This is a genomic window from Geothrix fuzhouensis (genome assembly GCF_024609325.1).
GTDB lineage: Bacteria > Acidobacteriota > Holophagae > Holophagales > Holophagaceae > Geothrix > Geothrix fuzhouensis.
In genome coordinates, this window is record NZ_JANHMQ010000001.1 from 673075 (window position 1) to 689295 (window position 16221).

Annotated in this window: 19 protein-coding genes; 6 read left to right on the forward strand and 13 right to left on the reverse strand. The window is 64.2% G+C overall.

Annotation, left to right across the window (positions count from 1 at the left end; translation table 11 throughout):
* Position 1: 1 nt before the first annotated feature.
* Both NOV74_RS03105 and NOV74_RS03110 read right to left on the reverse strand, forming a co-directional pair.
* On the reverse strand, positions 2 to 1690 hold the full coding sequence (locus NOV74_RS03105; protein ID WP_257309164.1) for a tetratricopeptide repeat protein: 1689 nt from the start codon (positions 1688 to 1690) through the stop codon (positions 2 to 4).
* Between the two features lie 191 nt (positions 1691 to 1881).
* Positions 1882 to 2169, reverse strand: coding sequence for a DUF1844 domain-containing protein (locus NOV74_RS03110; protein ID WP_257309166.1), 288 nt, complete (start codon positions 2167 to 2169; stop codon positions 1882 to 1884).
* A 185-nt stretch (positions 2170 to 2354) separates the two neighbouring features.
* Between NOV74_RS03110 and NOV74_RS03115 the strand changes: the two genes are divergently transcribed.
* On the forward strand, positions 2355 to 3374 hold the full coding sequence (locus NOV74_RS03115) for a carboxypeptidase regulatory-like domain-containing protein (protein WP_257309168.1): 1020 nt from the start codon (positions 2355 to 2357) through the stop codon (positions 3372 to 3374).
* A gap of 62 nt (positions 3375 to 3436) precedes the next feature.
* Here NOV74_RS03115 and NOV74_RS03120 read toward each other — a convergent pair whose 3' ends face one another.
* The 6 genes from NOV74_RS03120 to NOV74_RS03145 form a co-directional block, all read right to left on the reverse strand.
* Positions 3437 to 4213, reverse strand: a complete 777-nt coding sequence (locus NOV74_RS03120) for an exodeoxyribonuclease III (RefSeq protein WP_257309169.1) — start codon at positions 4211 to 4213, stop codon at positions 3437 to 3439.
* A 10-nt stretch (positions 4214 to 4223) separates the two neighbouring features.
* Positions 4224 to 4565, reverse strand: a complete 342-nt coding sequence (locus NOV74_RS03125) for an arsenate reductase family protein (protein WP_257309172.1) — start codon at positions 4563 to 4565, stop codon at positions 4224 to 4226.
* Positions 4562 to 4903, reverse strand: coding sequence for a hypothetical protein (locus tag NOV74_RS03130; RefSeq protein ID WP_257309173.1), 342 nt, complete (start codon positions 4901 to 4903; stop codon positions 4562 to 4564). The genes NOV74_RS03125 and NOV74_RS03130 overlap by 4 nt, the downstream gene beginning before the upstream one ends.
* Positions 4900 to 6801 carry a methionine--tRNA ligase gene (gene metG / locus NOV74_RS03135; RefSeq protein WP_257309175.1) on the reverse strand — a complete coding sequence of 634 codons (1902 nt, stop codon included), beginning with the start codon at positions 6799 to 6801 and terminating at the stop codon, positions 4900 to 4902. The genes NOV74_RS03130 and metG overlap by 4 nt, the downstream gene beginning before the upstream one ends.
* A gap of 21 nt (positions 6802 to 6822) precedes the next feature.
* Positions 6823 to 7398 carry a DNA-3-methyladenine glycosylase I gene (locus NOV74_RS03140; protein WP_257309177.1) on the reverse strand — a complete coding sequence of 192 codons (576 nt, stop codon included), beginning with the start codon at positions 7396 to 7398 and terminating at the stop codon, positions 6823 to 6825.
* 63 nt (positions 7399 to 7461) lie between these two features.
* A complete protein-coding gene (locus NOV74_RS03145) occupies positions 7462 to 7923 on the reverse strand; it encodes a peptidylprolyl isomerase (RefSeq protein ID WP_257309179.1) in 462 nt (153 codons plus the stop codon).
* 56 nt (positions 7924 to 7979) lie between these two features.
* On the opposite strand from NOV74_RS03145, the gene NOV74_RS03150 reads away from it, so the two are divergent.
* From NOV74_RS03150 to NOV74_RS03165, 4 genes are read left to right on the forward strand one after another with little or no spacing between them, the layout of a single operon-like run.
* A complete protein-coding gene (locus NOV74_RS03150; protein ID WP_257309181.1) occupies positions 7980 to 8459 on the forward strand; it encodes a hypothetical protein in 480 nt (159 codons plus the stop codon).
* Between the two features lie 46 nt (positions 8460 to 8505).
* Positions 8506 to 8931 (forward strand): hypothetical protein, encoded by a 426-nt coding sequence (locus NOV74_RS03155; RefSeq protein ID WP_257309183.1) that lies wholly within the window; start codon positions 8506 to 8508, stop codon positions 8929 to 8931.
* A gap of 11 nt (positions 8932 to 8942) precedes the next feature.
* Positions 8943 to 9227 carry a 2Fe-2S iron-sulfur cluster-binding protein gene (locus tag NOV74_RS03160; RefSeq protein WP_257309185.1) on the forward strand — a complete coding sequence of 95 codons (285 nt, stop codon included), beginning with the start codon at positions 8943 to 8945 and terminating at the stop codon, positions 9225 to 9227.
* A 56-nt stretch (positions 9228 to 9283) separates the two neighbouring features.
* Complete coding sequence (locus NOV74_RS03165; protein WP_257309187.1) at positions 9284 to 10213, forward strand: alpha/beta hydrolase; 930 nt, start codon at positions 9284 to 9286, stop codon at positions 10211 to 10213.
* A gap of 13 nt (positions 10214 to 10226) precedes the next feature.
* Here the strand turns inward: NOV74_RS03165 and NOV74_RS03170 are convergent, their stop codons facing one another.
* The 3 genes from NOV74_RS03170 to NOV74_RS03180 form a co-directional block, all read right to left on the reverse strand.
* Positions 10227 to 10964 carry a CsgG/HfaB family protein gene (locus NOV74_RS03170; RefSeq protein WP_257309189.1) on the reverse strand — a complete coding sequence of 246 codons (738 nt, stop codon included), beginning with the start codon at positions 10962 to 10964 and terminating at the stop codon, positions 10227 to 10229.
* A gap of 26 nt (positions 10965 to 10990) precedes the next feature.
* Positions 10991 to 11287, reverse strand: coding sequence for an HU family DNA-binding protein (locus tag NOV74_RS03175; protein ID WP_026853675.1), 297 nt, complete (start codon positions 11285 to 11287; stop codon positions 10991 to 10993).
* A 145-nt stretch (positions 11288 to 11432) separates the two neighbouring features.
* The gene (locus tag NOV74_RS03180; RefSeq protein ID WP_257309190.1) at positions 11433 to 12905 is read right to left on the reverse strand and encodes a leucyl aminopeptidase; all 1473 of its coding nucleotides are present in this window, start codon (positions 12903 to 12905) and stop codon (positions 11433 to 11435) included.
* Positions 12906 to 13062: 157 nt separating this feature from the next.
* On the opposite strand from NOV74_RS03180, the gene NOV74_RS03185 reads away from it, so the two are divergent.
* Entirely contained in the window at positions 13063 to 14346 is a 1284-nt protein-coding gene (locus NOV74_RS03185; RefSeq protein ID WP_257309191.1) for a chorismate-binding protein, read from the forward strand.
* A gap of 10 nt (positions 14347 to 14356) precedes the next feature.
* On the opposite strand, the gene NOV74_RS03190 is transcribed toward NOV74_RS03185, so the two are convergent.
* Together NOV74_RS03190 and NOV74_RS03195 are read right to left on the reverse strand one after the other, a co-directional pair.
* Entirely contained in the window at positions 14357 to 14863 is a 507-nt protein-coding gene (locus tag NOV74_RS03190; RefSeq protein WP_257309193.1) for an HNH endonuclease, read from the reverse strand.
* Between the two features lie 54 nt (positions 14864 to 14917).
* Positions 14918 to 16216: a DNA recombination protein RmuC gene (locus tag NOV74_RS03195; protein WP_257309195.1), complete on the reverse strand. Its 1299-nt coding sequence runs from the start codon at positions 16214 to 16216 to the stop codon at positions 14918 to 14920.
* Positions 16217 to 16221: the final 5 nt, after the last annotated feature.

Consider the following 16221-nt stretch of genomic DNA (forward strand, 5'->3'; position numbering starts at 1 on the left):
CTCAGGCCCTCCTCAGAACAAGCTTCAGCCACGAACGGAGGTAGAGCAGGCCCACCAGGAGTGCTCCGAGTGCGAGCCACGTGGAGGTGGGGTCCGGAAGAATCTCGCCTGGGTACCGCACAGATCGGCTGGTGGCGAGGACCATGCCCACCGCGAGAGTGAAGGGGAGGAACTCCATCAGAGCCTCCCGCGTCTCCCCCAGGAAGGCCAGATCGCATCCCGGCAATAGGACGATCAAGGTCTTGTGGATCCATCGAGTGGTCCGCTGATGTTCTGCGACCTCGTCGAGCTTCTTCCGTCGGCTTTCCGTGTGGAGCCCGTCCCTCAGCACGAAGAGGTGATGGCACTTAGAGCACACCTCGGGATCGGGGCTATCGGTGGTGTGATAGGGCTCACCACAGCGGATGCACTGGCCCGGGTGGGCCAGCCGCAGGCTCCTTCGGACTCTCAGGAGGAAGACCGAAATGCCCAGGAGGGGTAGCAGAAGAGCCACCAGGAAGGCGGGTTCAGAGAAGGGCAGCCGTTCCTCCTTGTGCCTCGCGGCGGCATCTGCGAGAGCTTCTGCCCGGAGCGGGGTGTCAGGAAGGGGCGTGGGGTAGGTACGCACGTCCTTCCGGGCATCGTTCAGGGCGATCAGACGAGCATAGGCTTCGGGGGCAGCCGCCTGGGCCTCGTCCTGTTTGGCGGCTCCCAGAGCCGTGTCGAGCCGATTGAACGCGAGGATGCTCTGGTTGAGAAGGACTTCCATCCTCGGTCCCGCCCGCTGGGCATCCTGGAAGGCACGCTCGGCCGCGGCGATATCGCCTAACTGGTACCGTGCGACACCGAGGTTGTTCAGCACCTCGGCCTGATCCGGGTGACGGCCCACCAAAGCCGCGAAGGTATCTTCGGCCTCTTTCCATTGCTGATTCTGTAGTTGTTCCCACCCCTTGAGGAAGGCCTGGTCACTGGGGGGCAGCAGCCGCAACGCGGCCGCTGGGACAGGCTGAACTTGGGGCTGGAGCTGGAGGATCTGGATGCTGGGCCCGGGCTCCCGGGCTGCCAGGGGCTCCATGACGGCCAGGATGGGATGGATCAGCTGGAACAACATGATGAAGGCCGTGATCCTCACCTCGGAAGGCAGGAGGAAAGGGGCCAGCAGGATCAGCCAGAGCAGAGCCGCCACCAAGGGGTCCAGTCCCAGAAGCACCGGTCCGGCCAGAATCACGGCCCCAATCAGTGCGGCGAGCGCCGGAGCAATGCCCTTGTGCTGAAGTGGTTCCTCCCAGAGATGGCGGAGGACATGGCGGTAGCGCAACCCCATGGTGAGGGCCCAGCCCCAGAGCAACAGGGTGGCGCTCAGCCGCAGCATCCCCAGGTGCTGTAACAGCCAGAGCCAGCGCTGGGCGGGCTGTTCTATGCGCAGGCGCGTGAGCCGGAGCAGGTCGGGGAAACTCCATAGCCATCCTCGCAGCCCCTGCTGCCGCATCAGCGCGATCCGACTGCCGAGCAGAGTGGGGTGGTCGGGAGCCCATCGATCCACGGCCTGGAGCGCCTCCAACCCCAACGCCGGATGGCCGGCCAACCCCTGCTGCCGGGCCCAGATGGCCGCAGCCTCCACCAGCGGCGTGACGTCCATGGTGGAGTAGGTACGTTGCAGCGCTTCAACTTCCACCTGGACCGCCCGCACAGCTTCGGGGTTGCCTTTCAAGATGGCCTCGAACAGATGGTTCGCCCGATGGCTGAGCGCAATGGCAGGCGCTGACGCTGGGCCCAAAGATGTTGCAACAGGCTTGGGCGTTTCCTGCGTGGGCGCGGCCTGCAGGCCCGAATGACCCGCGAACCCCGCCAGAACGACAGCGCGCAAGACCTGGATGAATCCGATGGCCATCCTTCTGAGGCTCATGACTTGGAGTCCCCAGGAATACCCGCAGCCGTCTTGAGATCCATCAAGCGCATCCGGAGGCCGTACAGGATGTCTTCAAGCTGGCGCGTCTCCGCCTCATCCCGGGAAGCCTCGGTCTTCTCTTTCAACACGCCAAGCAGGTCTACGTAGAATCGCGCCACGGTGGGGTTCGCGGGCGGGACTTCCTTCATCATCGGGTGTGGCACGCCTAGGGCCATAAGCGCTTGTTCCGCCAAGAGATGCATCAGGGCGGTCAAGGAGGCTTCCGGCACCGCAGGATTCATGGGCTACCTCGAACACTTTCAGGACTTGTCTGCCCGGAAGCCTACCACAGGCCGGATTTTCCTGCATCCAACCCGAAACGCCCCGCGCCGCAACGGGACGGGAGACCGGCAAGTCGCTTTTTGACGAAAAGCACTCGGCGTTAGCGCAGCCCTGTGGAACGATGAATGGGTTTGGAGGAAGACTCATGCGACGCCTCGTTCCTGCCCTTATGCTTCCGGTTCTCTGCCTCTCCGTTCAGGCAGAGCAGACGGGCCGCATCTCCGGAAAGGTCCTCAACAAGGAGGGCAAACCCATCCCCGGTGCCAAGGTCAATCTCAAGCGGACCGATCGGGCCTGGACCAAGGACCTGACTCCCGACAAGAACGGGAACTTCCTCCAAGTCGGTCTCGAGCCCAAGGAGTTCGAGATGACCGTGACCGCCCCTGGGTATGTGGACTACAAAGAAGCCATCAAGATCCCTCTCGCTGATGTCCTGGTCAAGAACGTCACCCTCCTGACTCCTGCAGAAGCCCGCACTGCCCCTCCTGCCGCTGGGACCCAGGCTGTTCCAGAGGATCCCGGCGCCGCTCTTGATGCCGAAGGCCGTGATGCCTTCAACGCCGCGATCCCGCTCTACAACGAAGGCAAGTACGAGGAGGCCCTGCCCCAGGTGGACAAGGCCTACAAGACCCTGACCGACGCCCTGACCAAGCTGAAGGACGACGCGGCCAAGGCCGAGTTGGCGCCTGAGCTCCTGAAGATCGAGCGGGTGCTGGGCATCTGCATCGCCCAGGCGGGGACCAAGAAAGAGGACGCCGAGCCCTACCTCTTGAAGGCTCTGGAGCGGAACCCGAAGGACGAGCGGGTGATCGCCGGTCTGATCGAGACCAGCAAGGCCAAGGCTGACAAGGCGGCCGAGCAGAAGTACACCGCCATGCTGGAGGCCATCCAGGGACCCAACCCTGACTTGATCTACAACAAGGGCGTCGAGGCATTCAACGCCGGTAAGACCAAGGAAGCCAAGGCCCAGTTCCTGAAGGCCCTGGAAGTGGATCCCAAGTACGCCGAGGCCCACTACCTTCTAGCCATGGTTGAATTCGGCGAGAACAACCTGCGGGGCACCAAGCAGCACCTCGAAAAGTACATCGAGCTCGCGCCCACCGGCAAGAATGCTGCGACCGCCCGGGAGATGCTGAAGGATCCTTCCTTGAAGCGGATCAAGTAGGCACTTGCGCCAAAAGAAGAGGGCCCCGATCGGGGCCCTCTTCTTTTGGCGTGGGGAAACACCTAAAGGAGTTCGAGGCTGATGGGGCAATGATCCGAGCCCAGCACATCGGCGTGGATGCAGGCGTCTTTCACCCGGTCCATCAGCGTCCGGCTGGCGAGGAACAGGTCGATCCTCCACCCGACATTCCGCTCCCGGGCGCCGCCCCGGGCAGTCCACCAGGTGTAGAGGCCAGGCACCCCCGGGTTGCGTTCCCGCAACACATCCACCAGGCCCGCGCCCAGGTAGAGCTTGAAGTCCTCGCGCTCCTCCGGCGTGAAACCTGGATTCTTGACGTTGTCCTTGGGGCGGGCGAGGTCGATTTCCTCAGGGGCCACATTCATGTCCCCGGTGAGGATCACCTGGTCGCCAGCCTGATGATGCTTTGCGACGATGGCCGCGAGGTCCTTCGCGAATTGGCGCTTGAGGGGCAGTCGCACCAGTCCCTGGGAGGCATTGGGAAAGTAGCCCGCGATGAAGACGAGCTTGTCCTTCCGCGAAACAATCATACGGCCTTCGGCGTCATAGCCATCGATGCCTAGACCCTTGCCATGAGTGAATCCGAGGTCCTTTTTCGCGAGCGTCGCGGAGCCGGCGTACCCCTTCTTGCTCGTAGCGGGGAACCAGCTCACGTCATAAGCGCTTTCGATCTGGCGCCGCACAGCGAGGTCCACCTCCTCCCACTCGCAGCGGATCTCCTGGAGGGAGAGCACATCGGGTTCCGCCACCTCCAGCCAGTCCATGAATCCTTTCTTCAGGACCGACCGGAAGCCGTTCACGTTCCAGCTGTAAAAGCGCATGGTTCCTCCCTCAGGGGACCAGCTTCTCATAGGCGACGGAATCGAATCCAATGATCACGCCTTTGGGATGCACGAGGATGGGCCGCTTGAGCAGGTTGTTGTCCTCGATCATGAGGGCGATGGCCTCGGCCTTGGTGAGCTTCCGGTCCTTCAGGCCAAGTTCCTTGTACCTGGGGCTCTTCGTCCCGAGCATGGGCGCGGGATCGTTGGGCAGTAGACCTTCCAGCTCGACGGTTGCCAAAGGCTTCCGGTAGTAATCCCGGATCTCCACCTCGATGCCCAGTTCCGCCAGTCTCGCCTTGGCGTTGCGGCAGGTGGTGCAGCTCGACTTCATCCAGAGCACCGCGGTCACAGTTCCTCCACGAAGCGGTCCAGCAACCGGTCGGTCCGCCAGCGGAGCAGGCCGAACAGCAGGAAGGCGGACCAACCCTTCATGCGGCCCTCCAGGCGGAGATGAGCGCCCTTGGGGTCCGGAGCGAGAATTAGTTCTCCGGATTCAACCGCCCCCGGCACTGTGCGAGTCCAGCGCAGCACCAGGCGACCCTCGCCAGCCTCCAGAGGGGCCCAGCCCCGCACCGAGCGCAGGCTCTTGAAGGCGATAGGCGAGTCCTGCTGCAGGCGCCCGACGATGTGTTCGTAGGGCGCATCCGTGAGGAGCTCGGCCTCGAAGCTGAAAACAGGTTGCTTCACTTCACCAGGAACCCGGGTTGGGCATCGTCAGGCGGAGCCACCAGGTAGGGTTTGCTGGCGTTGTCGCTGGCGGCCAGCAGCATGCCGTGGCTTTCGATGCCCATGAGCTTACGAGGTGCCAGGTTCGCCACCACGACCACCAAGCGGTTGAGCAGGTCGGCCGGCTCATAGGCCTTGCCGATGCCGCCCACGATGGTGCGCTGCTCGAGGCCGATATCCACCTTCATCTTGATGAGCTTGTCGCTCTTGGGCACGCGCTCGGCTTCGAGCACCCGGCCCACACGCAGGTCCACCTTGAAGAAGGTGTCGGCGTCCACGGTCTCCCGAATTTCTGGAACATCCAGATTGATCTTGGTTTCCGCGGGGGCGGCAGCGGCTTCCAATTCGCTCATTTCCTTCTCCTTGTCGATGCGCTGGAACAGGGGTTTGGGGTCGCCGATACGGCCGATGGCCGGACCATCCAGGGCGAACCCATGGAAGGTGGTTGCCGCCACCTGGGTGGTGTGACCCAGGGATTCCCACAGGGTCTGGGCCAATTCGGGCATCACCGGCGCCACGAGCAGGGCCGTGGCTCGCAATGCCCGGTAGAGAATCGCCAGCACGGCGTTCAGTTTGGAGTCGTTGGCCGGATCCTTGGCCAGCTTCCAGGGCTCGGCCTTGACAATGTAGCCGTCCAGGGCCCGCAGATAGGTCCACAACGCATCCAAGGCGCCATTGAAGTCGTTGCCGCGGGCCTTCTCCAGATACTCGGGAAAGACTGCCAGAAGCTGATCCGCCATCGCCTGGTCCAGCTCGTCCATCACCGTGGGCATGGGCACCACACCGTCGCGGTAGCGCTGGATCATGCTGAGAGTGCGAGAGGCCAGGTTCCCCAGGCCGTTCGCCAGGTCGGCGTTAAGCCGGTCCATGAAACCCTCGTAGCTGAAGCCGCGATCGTGGCCCACCTGCATGTCGCGCATGAAGTAGAAGCGCAGAGCGTCGTTGCCGAATCGCAGCAGGGTGTCCGGGCGCACCACGTTGCCCTTGCTCTTGGACATCTTGTCCTCGCCCATGAGCCACCAGCCGTGGGCCAGGATGGTGGTGGGCTGGAACATGCCGGCAGCCATTAGGAAGGCCGGCCAGTAGACCGCATGGAAGCGGAGGATGTCCTTGCCCACGAGTTGGAGGTCCGGCGGCCAGGTGTTGGCAGGACAGCCCGTGAGGTAGTTGAGCAGCGCGTCGAACCACACGTAGATGACGTGCTTCTCGTCGCCGGGGACTGGGATGCCCCAGCTGATGCTGGTGCGGCTGATGGAGAGGTCCTGCAGGCCGCCCTCCACGAAGCGCTTGACTTCGTTGAAGCGGAAGTCCGGCTGCACGAATTCCGGACGCTCCTCGTACAGCTTCAGGAGGCGGTCCTGGTAGGCGCTGAGGCGGAAGAAGTAGGTCTCCTCCTCCAACTCCACCAGCTGGTGGGCGAGGCCCTGGGCCTGCAGTTCCTTGGCCTGGGTCTCGGTGACATAGGCTTCGTCGCTGACCGAATACAGCCCCTTGTAGGTGGCCTTGTAGATGTCGCCCTTGTCCAGGAGGCGCTTGAAGAGGCGCTGCACCTGGGCCTTGTGGTCCTCGTCCGTGGTGCGGATGAAGCGGAAGTGGGTCATGCCCATGCGCTTCCATAGTTCCGTGTAGTTGGCCACCACCTCGTCCGCCAGCTGCTTCGGCGTGATGCCCCGGGCCGCGGCGGCCTTCTCCACCTTCTGGCCATGTTCGTCCGTACCCGTCAGGAAATACACCTCTTCGCCGCGCATGCGGTGGAACCGGGCGATCACGTCCGCCAGCACCGTGGTGTAGGTGTGGCCGATGTGGGGCCGGTCGTTGACGTAGTAGATGGGCGTGGTGACGTAGAAGGGCTTGGACACAGGGGCTCCGAGCCTTCCAGTCTAGCGCGACTTGGGCCCCTGCCGCTTCCAGCAGGTGGCCACATGGTCGTCCACCAGGCCCAGGGACTGCAGGTACGCGTACATGATCGTGGGCCCCACGAAGGTGAAGCCCCGCATCTTGAGCGCCCGGCTCAAGGCCTCGGCCTCCGGGGACACGGCCGGAACCTCCGCCAGGGTGCGCGGATGGTTCACTTTCGGTGCCCCGCCCACGAAAGACCACACAAAGGCGTCGAAGCTGCCGAATTCCGTCTGAACTGCCAGGAAGGCCCGAGCGTTTTTCCGGGCCGAGAAGACCTTCAGGCGATTGCGCACGATGCCCGGGTCCTGAAGGGCGACTTCCAACTCGGCGTCGGTCATCGCGGCGACCTGGACGGGGTCGAACCCGAGGAAGACCCGCCGGTAGGCCTCCCGCTTGCGCAGGATGGTGATCCAGCTCAGCCCGGCCTGGGCCCCTTCCAGCACCAGCTTCTCGAAGAGGCGCCGATCCTCGTGCTGAGGGACGCCCCACTCCTCATCGTGGTAGGCGATGTAAAGCGGATCCTTGCCACACCAGCCGCAGCGGACCTTCTTATTCATGCCCTTCCCCCCCTATGAGAACAGGGCGGCCGAGCCGCCCTGTTCTCATGGTTCAGATGAAGCCTAAGCCTCGACCACCGTCGCCTTGATGATGCGGTCGTTGGCCTTGATGGCCTGGACCACCTTGATGTCGGCATCCGAGACGCACTGGCCGAAGACCGTATGCACGCCATCCAGATGACTGGGGGCACTGCCATTGCAAATGAAGAACTGGCTCCCACCCGTATTTGGGCCGGCATGCGCCATGGAAAGGGCACCCAGCTTGTGCTTGTGGGGATTGCCCGCCGTCTCGCATTTGATCTTCCAGCCGGGGCCGCCAGTGCCGGGCATGCCCGAGGCGCCGGCACGGGTGTTGGGGCAGCCACCCTGGATGACAAAATCGGGGATGACCCGGTGGAAGGCCAGGCCATCGTAGAAGCCAGTCCCGACCAGCTTCACAAAGTTCGCCACGGTGCCCGGGGCTTCCTTCGGGAACAACTCCAGGTTGATGTCGCCCTTGTCGGTCTGGAAGAGCACACGGGTCATGGTTCACCTCTCAGGTTCAATCCTCCAGAATAGAAGCTCCTCCACCTGGAGTCAGCATGAACTTCCTCCGCCCCCTGGCCGCCCTCTGCCTCGCCTGCACGCTCCAGGCCCAAACCATCGATGCCCAGGCCACGGGCGGTGGGGAATTGAAGATCGGCGCCAGGACCTACCGCTTCGAGCTCAAGGCGCTGTTCACGGCCCCACCCAAGGGCGGTCTTCCGGGTGCGTTCCGATTCCAGGGCCGTCTGGTCCCCACTGGATCCGAACAGCCCTTCGATCTGGATCTTACCGTGCTGAAGACGGGGACCCTCTACATGCTTCGCATCGATCGGAAGGGGGTCGATTCGTACCCGGAAAGCTGGGCCGCCACCTTGAAGACCCGCATCCGGCCGATATCCATGAAGGACGGGCCCGGCGGCCGGGTGGAGGTGGAGTGCCTGGGGACCCTGTCGGGCATCATCGCCCGCAAGCCACAGGTGGCGACTTGGCAGGGGCGCATCTGGGCCACCTTCCCTGGGGAAGCTCTCCGCCGCTGAGACCTCCGGGCCGCTGATCGCATATCATCAAGGTTCCGGAGGTTTCATGAAGCTTCACCCCCTCGTTCCCGCCTTGTTGGTGCTGGGAGCCATTTCCTTCCTGGGTTGCCGCAAGGTTCCCCTGACTCCCAAATCTCCCATCCAGGCTGGAACCGTCGTGTTCCGCTTCACCCACAAGGTGCAAGGCCCGGTGGAATTGAGCCTCGATGGTGCCCGCATCCCCGTTCAGCAACAGCCGAAAGGAGCGACCAGCCTCGTGGTGAAAGGCCTGGCTTCCGGCAAGCACCGCTTCTTCCTCACCAGCCAACGCGAGACGTTCAGCCCCGATCTGGGTGAGTTGGACATGGGCACTGACCATGGGGTCTACCAGATCACGCTGGTCCAGAAGCTGAATGCCGTCCTCTACGGCAAACCCGATCCCCTGCCCACCGCCGAAGGTCTGGCAGGCGTGACCGCGACGCTCGTCAAGTAGCGATGGCGCTGATGGCCCGCACCCACCGGGCGGACCTCATCATTGGCGGGCGGGGATCCCTGATGAACCGCTGTCTGGCCGCCGGCCTGCCAGTGGCCTCCGCCTGCTCTGGCCAGGGTGTCTGCGCCCGGTGCATGATCACGACCCTCGAGGGGGGTACGCACCTGTCCCCACCCCGGCCCCATGAAACCAAAGTGCTGGAACGGCACGGGGCGGGACCAGAGCAACGTCTCAGCTGCCAATGCCGGATTGCAGACCCCTCCGCGACAGTGCTGATCACCACGGGCTACTGGTGAAACGTCGGACCTGGATTTCCCTCTGTGCCCTGCCCCTCCTCGCCGTAGGGGGATTCATGGGGTGGAAGGCCTGGCAGGTGGCCCGGGAACTGGTGGACCCGCCCTTCTACCATCCACAGCCCCTGGCGCGGGTGGATGCCACCTACCGAGAGCTCGCGGCGGGCGGAGACGGGGACCCCGGGGGTGACTGGTCTCCCGAGGAAGTGGAGGGCCTGCAGGTCTGGCGTCTGCGGAGGCGCAAGCCTTCGCCCGGTGTGGTCTTGCTGCTCCATGGCTTCGGAGATGATCGCTGGGGCACCAGCCCGGCCCTGAAGTGGTTCCCTGGCCTCGATGCCATGATCTTCACCTACCGCCGGCGGGATGATGCTTTGCGGAAAGGCGGTCCGGCACCCGCTGTCACCTTCGGCGTGGTCGAGTCCCAGGATGTGGTCCGCATCGTCCACCATCTCGAAACCTCGGGCACGCCACGCCGGCGGATCCTCCTGATGGGCCGGAGTCTGGGCGCCTCCATCGGTTTGATGGCCCTGGCCGACCTGGAACGGGAAGGCAGAGGCCCTCTCGCAGGGCTGATCTGGGAGGGTGCCCCCGCCAGCAGCCGGAGCTTCGCCGAGCGTCTGGTCCGCGGTCCCAAGGACAGGTGGTGGCATGTCCTCGCGGCGCCGATCGGAGCCCTGGCCAGCCGGGCGGCCGGACACATGGGTGGCTATGATCCTGAGGCCACGGATCTGCTGCGCCGGACCGCTGGCTCTCATCTCGCCACGCCCAGTCTCTGCTTCCTCGCCACCCAGGACCGGCTGGCGCCTCCAGAGGTCCAGCGGGCCCTGGCGACCCGCTTCGCCTCGATCCGGGTGGTGGAAGTACCGACCTGGCACCTGCATTGCGCCGAGGTTCTAGGGCCAGCCTACGCGGCCACCATTCGGGAAGCTGTGGACAGCTGGTTCCCGGACGCGGCAAGGGGCCCCGAAAGGCCCCCTGCGAATCATTGAAGAGAATAAGGCGCTAGTCGTCTTCGTTGGCTGCGACCGTGGCGCGGAGAAGTTTGGGCGTGATGCGCTGGACGATGGGTTCAAAGACCTTGTTCACCAGTTCCTCGTCGTATTGGACCTCAGCACCGGTGCCCGCCACCTTCACGCTGGTGTCGGAAAGCTTGTCCTCGTCTTTCCAGGCCCCCAGGATTTCGCCCGTCTCCACCTCGATGAGGCGGATGTCCAGGCGACCTGTGAAGGAGGCTTTCTTCACGTTCACGCTGCCTGCCACGGCGCCGGCCATGCCATCGCCCGTCACCTTGCTCACCAGCGCGCCCACGCCCCAGCCGGTGCCAAAGCCGCCTTCCTTGTACGCGAATCGCGTGATCTTGCCGGTCATCACGTACTTCACGCCGAGCAGCTTGCCAATCTTCTGGACGGTGGCGGTATCCACCTCACCGCTCTGCTGGAAGTTCAGCTCCTCGCGGATTTCGGAGAGCCGTTCGCGCTCGATGACGCGGATCTTGTTCCGGCCCTTCTCCATGATCTCGGTGGTGAAGAGGTCCCGGAGTTGATTGGAGATGGTCCCCATCTGGTTGCCCCAGCCGCCGAAGCGCCAGCCATGCCAGGCATCTGGCGCGGCCTTGAATTCCAGGATGGCGATGCGCGGGAGCTTCGCCTTCTCCTCTTTGGACAATTTCTTCTGGGCAAGGGCCGGGGTCGCCACGGCGAGAACGGCCAGCAAGGCCAGGAGCAGCTTGTGGAAACGCATGGGGACTCCGGAGTGGGTAGGAGGGGTTACTCGTCGATCAGCTTGCTGCGAAGCTCCTTGCCGAGCTTGAAATAGACCACACGCTTGGGCGGAACCTGGATGCTCTCGCCGCTGCGCGGATTCCGGCCCTGGCGGGCCCGCCGGTCGCGCAGGCGGAAGCTTCCGAAGCCGCGCAGTTCCACGCCTTCGCCGGTCTTGAGGGACTCGATGATGCTCTCCAGGAAGGTGTTAACCAGGAGATCCGCATCCTTCTTCCCGAGTTCGAGCCGCTCCATCAGGTGCCGGGAGAGGTCAGCCTTGGTGAGGGTCTCCATCGCTTCCATGGGAACTCCGAAGGGGTTGGGCGCTCAGGTGGATTGAAGGCAGTCCTCAATAAATCCCCATCCGTGCCCTGCGGTCAAGAGGGATATCTTCACCTATTTGAAAAAAAGGGGGCAGTGCCCCCTTTTCGGCCTCGTGATCCGAGGTTCAGTCCATCAGCCATTCAAGGAGGAACCGGGGGCCCTCTCCGCTGGCGCCATGGGTGCGGTAGTCCCGCTCCTTGCCCGACCAGCTGCCGGCGAGGTCGATGTGGGCCCAGGAGGCTCCCCCCACGAACTCCCGGAGGAAGAGGCCAGCGGTGATGGTCCCGCCCCAGCGGATGCCCGTGATGTTCTTCAGATCAGCCAGTGGACTCTTAAGCAGTTCGGCATATTCCTCCACCAGGGGCAACTGCCAGAGGTGCTCGCCCGCGCTGGTCCCTGCATCCAGGAGCTGGTCCACAAGCTTCTGGTCCGTGCCCATGATCGCCGATACGCCATCACCCATGGCGACCAGGGCCGCTCCCGTGAGGGTGGCCAGGTCGACCACATGATCCGCACCCAGTTCCCCGGCGAGGTGGAGCAGGTCGGCCAGCACCAGCCGCCCCTCGGCGTCGGTGTTGAGCACTTCGACGGTTTTGCCGCTCCGGCTGCGGAGGACGTCGCCAGGCTTGTAACTGGAGCCGGACGGCATGTTCTCAGCCAGACCCATGAGGCCGGTCACCTGAACCGGCACCTCCAGCTGGGCACAGGCTGCCAGGGTGGCCAGAACGATGGCCGCGCCAGTCATGTCGTCCTTCATGGTCTCCATGCTGGAGGCGTCCTTGAGGGACAGGCCGCCCGAGTCGAAGCAGACGCCTTTACCCACCAGCACGATGTGCTTCTTGGGTTTCTCCTTGGGCTTGTATTCGAGTTTCACCACCCGCGGGGGGCGCACACTGCCCTGGCCCACGGCCAGCACCGAGCGGAAGCCGCCTTTTTCGAGGGCCGGCACGTCCAGCACCTCGCAATGGAGCTTGTGCTGCTTGGCCAGCTTCACGGCCATTTCTGCAAACGCCTCGGGATAAAGATCGCCCGCGGGGGTGTTGGCAAGATCGCGAACGCGGTGGCAAGCCGCCACACCGGCCTCGATCACGGGCAGCTTCCGGCGGGCCTTCCGCGTATCGTCACCATTGGTGAAGATCTCGATGGAGCTGAACTGCTTCGGTTCTTGCTTCCCACCCTTGAAGGCGACGAGATCATAGTTCGCCAGCAAGGCACCCTCGGTCACAGCTGCCTGCACGGCATCGTGATCAAGGGTGGACGTAGACGGAGACAGCACGCCGATCTTCTTCCACTTCTTCTTGAGACAGAAGCGGCCGGCAGTTCCCACTGCCTTGCGGATCTTGTTGAGCGTCACCTTCTCTTCGTCACCCAGACCGACGAGCACCATCCAGCGGCTCTCCTTGACACCATTGGGGTGATGGAGCGGCACAACTTCGAGATAGTCCGCCTTGAAATCCTCTTCATCCATCACCTGGCGCGCGACCTTGCTGATGGCAAGTGGCAGACGATGGCGTTCGCGCCCCGAAAACACGGGAACGATCAAGGCATCACCGGCGAAATCCTTTCCGGTCTGAGAGCTGATATCCACTGAAGGCATGGAAGTTCCTCCTGGCCCAAGAGCCTAGGTCCTGGGTGAAAAAAAGAAAAGCCTGTTTTTCGTCGCTATTTGTCATGGATCGGCAATTTATTAGCGAACGCTTTTTCAACACTAGCTAATTGAGTGAGTTCCAGAATCCAATGGGATGATACCCCTCATGGACCTCACGCCTCGGCACCGCCTGCCCTACCCCCTCCCCGGGCCGTGGCCAGCCTGTGCCCAGGCCCTCCTCAATCGGGGAGCGGCCTGGCTGCACACAGGGGGAACCGGTGATGGGCTACTGGCCCTGCCGGGTGGACCGGTCCTCACTTCCCGGTGGGGAGGCGCCGCTTGGGTCACCGACCTGAATGGCCAGACACGCCCCGGAACCCCCTGGGAGGCCCTGGAATCAGCCCTTCTGGAGCATCCCGGTCCCTGGATCGGTGCTGCCTCCTTCGAGTTGGCCTGTGATGAGGCTGTCCTGCCCCGCCAGGCCCTGCCCCTCGATACCCCGGGTCAGCACTGGCAGGGCCTCTGGCAGGCGCTGCACATCCGGGAGGGCAAGGCCGAACTGTGGTCCTGGGAGGACACACCCCCTGATCCAAGCGCCTGCGCACCCCTATTCAAGGCCGATGCCGTTCTGGCCCCGGTTCCACTGGTACTCCTCCCCCGTTGGAACGAGGCCCATCATCGGGCGGCTGTGGAGGCGATCCGCGAGCGGATCCTGGAGGGTGGTTTCTACGTAGCCAACCTCTGTGTTCCCTTCGATTCTGTATTCCATGGTGATCCCGTGGGCCTGGCATTCCAGGCCTTCCTGAAGGCCCGCCCGCCCTTTGGCGCCCTGCTGGAACTGGGGGATCTGCGTCTCCTCAGCCTGAGCATGGAGCGGCTCCTGTCCCGTCGGGGGGACCGGCTCTGGTCCCAACCCATCAAAGGGAGCGCCCCCCTGACAGGTGACACAGTGCTGGACCGGGCTGCTGCCGAGGCCTTGGCCGCCGACCCCAAGGAGCGCGCCGAGCACACCATGATCGTGGACCTGGTGCGCAACGACCTGGGCCGTGTGGCCCAGACCGGAACCGTCGCCGTGAGCCAGGCCATGACCGTGGAGCCCTATCCCACGGTGCAGCATCTAGTGAGCACCGTCGAAGCCCAGGCCCGCCCCAGGCTGGGTCTGGCCGACCTGTTCCGGGCCGTCCTCCCCGGCGGCAGCGTCACCGGGGCCCCCAAGCACGCGGTCTGCGCCCATCTCGCCCAGACCGAGGCCGCGCCCCGTGGGTTCTACTGCGGCGCCCTGGGGTGGATCGCGCCGAATGGCGACTTGGACCTGACCCTGCCCATCCGGACCGCCCAGATCGCCGGGGAAACCCTCACCTACTGGGCAGGCGGGGGCATCACCCGCCGCAGCGACGCCGCCCGGGAATGGGCCGAACTGCACCTGAAGACCCGCGCCATCATGGGTTGATGGAAGTCGATCAGGCCGCGCTGGCCCGCTTGAGCAGTTCCTCGAAGCGCTCGAAGAGATGCGCCCGGGGGCCCTTCGGCTGGCGCTTGAGGATCATCCCGGCCTGATCGGGCGTGCGGCCGCCCTTGGTCTGGTTGCAGGGCAGGCAACAACCCACCAGGTTCTGCCATGTGGTGGACCCGCCCTGGCACAAGGGGACCACGTGATCGACGGTGGTGGCCTTCCGCTGGCAGCCTTCGTACTGACACAGGTAGTGATCCCGACGCAGCACACGACGCTCCAGGCGCCCGATGAGCAGCTTGGAATCGCTGCAGGCCTGCGCATGCGGAAAGATGATGAGTTCGAGACTGCCCTCCAGGTTGCCGTGCCGCTCGAAGGTGGCTGGGTTGAGCACGTGGGCCCGGCCCGACACCACGGCGCAGAGGGCGCGCCTTCGGCTTACTTCCTGCATCGGGACGTAGTTCCGGTCGACGGCGATCACCTCGCCCGCCCCGTGACGTTCCCGACCCTTCAGCATCGCACCCCCGGATTGGCCCGTATCCTAAGGCAATCCGCCAAATTGTGAAGTGATTTATTCCGACGAATTGGATAAAACAGGTATCGTCGAATTCGGTAATTCACCGGGTAGGCCCACGGAGTCGACTTCTGGAGCCGCCTCCACGCCCGCCAATTTCTTTTCCATCTGATCCCGCCGGGCGGCGACATCGCCCAGCTTGCCGCTGGCCTCCTCAAGCTTCTTCTGCACCGCCGCCAGGGCCGTCCCGAAGCGGCCGAACTCCGCCTTCACCTGCCCAAGCACCTTCCAGATCTCGCTGGTCTGCCGGCTGATGGCCAGAGTCTTGAAGCCCACCTGGAGGCTGTTGAGGAAGGCCGTGAGGGTTGTGGGGCCCACCAGAATGACCTTGCACTCCCGTTGCAACCGCTCAAAGAGGCCCTGGCGACGCAACACCTCCGCATAGAGCCCCTCGAAGGGGAGGAAGAGCAGCCCGAAGTCCGTGCTGTGCGGCGGCGCGATGTATTTGTCGCGGATGTCGCGGGCCTGTGAGAGCAGCCTGACCTCCAGGGCTTTCCCTGCGGCTTCGACCGCCACCAGATCGCCCACTTCGTAGGCCTCCATGAGCCGCTGGTAGTCCTCCAGGGGGAACTTGGCGTCGATAGGCAGCCAGACCGGGCCGTTTTCGTCAGGCCCCGGCAGCTTCACCGCGAACTCGACCATTTCCGCCGATCGCGGCCGGATGTGGACATTGGCCTGGTACTGCCCTGGAGAGAGGAACTGTTCGAGCAGCGCTCCCAACTGGGCCTCGCCCAGCACGCCACGGGCTTTCACATTGGTCAGCGCCCGCTTCAGGCCGCCCACGTCCTGGGCCAGCCCCTGCATCTCGCCCAGGCCCCGCTGCACCTGCTCCAGGCGTTGGGCCACCAGGTTGAAGCTCTCCCCCAGACGCTTCTCCAGGGCCTCGTGCAGCTGCTCGTCCACCGTGTGTCGCATCTGCTCGAGCTTCGCCTCGTTCGACGCCTGGAGGGCCTCGAGCCGCTGCTGAACCTGTTGCTGGACCAGGCTCAGCTGGGCCCCCTGCTCCGATCGCGAGGCCCGGAGCGCCTCCTGGACTGCGGCCGTGAGCTGCCGGAAACCTTCGGCGAGCTTCTCGACCTGGGCCGTGCGAAGCTCACCCAGCTCCGCAGCCAGCGGTCGAAGCTGAGCGGTGAGCACCTGGTGGGATTCAGAGCGGTTTCTTGACGCCAGGTCCTCGGCATGACGCCGCAAGGCTTCGAAGAGCGTTGGATCCGTCGGGGTTCGTCGCAGGGCGGCCCAGGCGGCCACGATGGCTGAGATGCAGGCAAGCAGGGAGAGGACCAGGGCGAGGTTCATGACCC

What these genes read in the sequence shown, in the direction of transcription:
- NOV74_RS03155 (WP_257309183.1), top strand. Translation starts at nt 8,506, where the DNA reads ATGAAGCTTCACCCCCTCGTTCCCGCCTTGTTGGTGCTGGGAGCCATT.
- NOV74_RS03115 (WP_257309168.1), top strand. Translation starts at nt 2,355, where the DNA reads ATGCGACGCCTCGTTCCTGCCCTTATGCTTCCGGTTCTCTGCCTCTCC.
- NOV74_RS03145 (WP_257309179.1), bottom strand. Translation starts at nt 7,923, where the DNA reads ATGACCCGTGTGCTCTTCCAGACCGACAAGGGCGACATCAACCTGGAG.
- NOV74_RS03175 (WP_026853675.1), bottom strand. Translation starts at nt 11,287, where the DNA reads ATGGAAGCGATGGAGACCCTCACCAAGGCTGACCTCTCCCGGCACCTG.
- NOV74_RS03190 (WP_257309193.1), bottom strand. Translation starts at nt 14,863, where the DNA reads ATGCTGAAGGGTCGGGAACGTCACGGGGCGGGCGAGGTGATCGCCGTC.
- NOV74_RS03150 (WP_257309181.1), top strand. Translation starts at nt 7,980, where the DNA reads ATGAACTTCCTCCGCCCCCTGGCCGCCCTCTGCCTCGCCTGCACGCTC.
- NOV74_RS03160 (WP_257309185.1), top strand. Translation starts at nt 8,943, where the DNA reads ATGGCCCGCACCCACCGGGCGGACCTCATCATTGGCGGGCGGGGATCC.
- NOV74_RS03165 (WP_257309187.1), top strand. Translation starts at nt 9,284, where the DNA reads ATGGGGTGGAAGGCCTGGCAGGTGGCCCGGGAACTGGTGGACCCGCCC.
- NOV74_RS03110 (WP_257309166.1), bottom strand. Translation starts at nt 2,169, where the DNA reads ATGAATCCTGCGGTGCCGGAAGCCTCCTTGACCGCCCTGATGCATCTC.
- NOV74_RS03180 (WP_257309190.1), bottom strand. Translation starts at nt 12,905, where the DNA reads ATGCCTTCAGTGGATATCAGCTCTCAGACCGGAAAGGATTTCGCCGGT.
- NOV74_RS03140 (WP_257309177.1), bottom strand. Translation starts at nt 7,398, where the DNA reads ATGAATAAGAAGGTCCGCTGCGGCTGGTGTGGCAAGGATCCGCTTTAC.
- NOV74_RS03170 (WP_257309189.1), bottom strand. Translation starts at nt 10,964, where the DNA reads ATGCGTTTCCACAAGCTGCTCCTGGCCTTGCTGGCCGTTCTCGCCGTG.
- NOV74_RS03195 (WP_257309195.1), bottom strand. Translation starts at nt 16,216, where the DNA reads ATGAACCTCGCCCTGGTCCTCTCCCTGCTTGCCTGCATCTCAGCCATC.
- NOV74_RS03120 (WP_257309169.1), bottom strand. Translation starts at nt 4,213, where the DNA reads ATGCGCTTTTACAGCTGGAACGTGAACGGCTTCCGGTCGGTCCTGAAG.
- NOV74_RS03185 (WP_257309191.1), top strand. Translation starts at nt 13,063, where the DNA reads ATGGACCTCACGCCTCGGCACCGCCTGCCCTACCCCCTCCCCGGGCCG.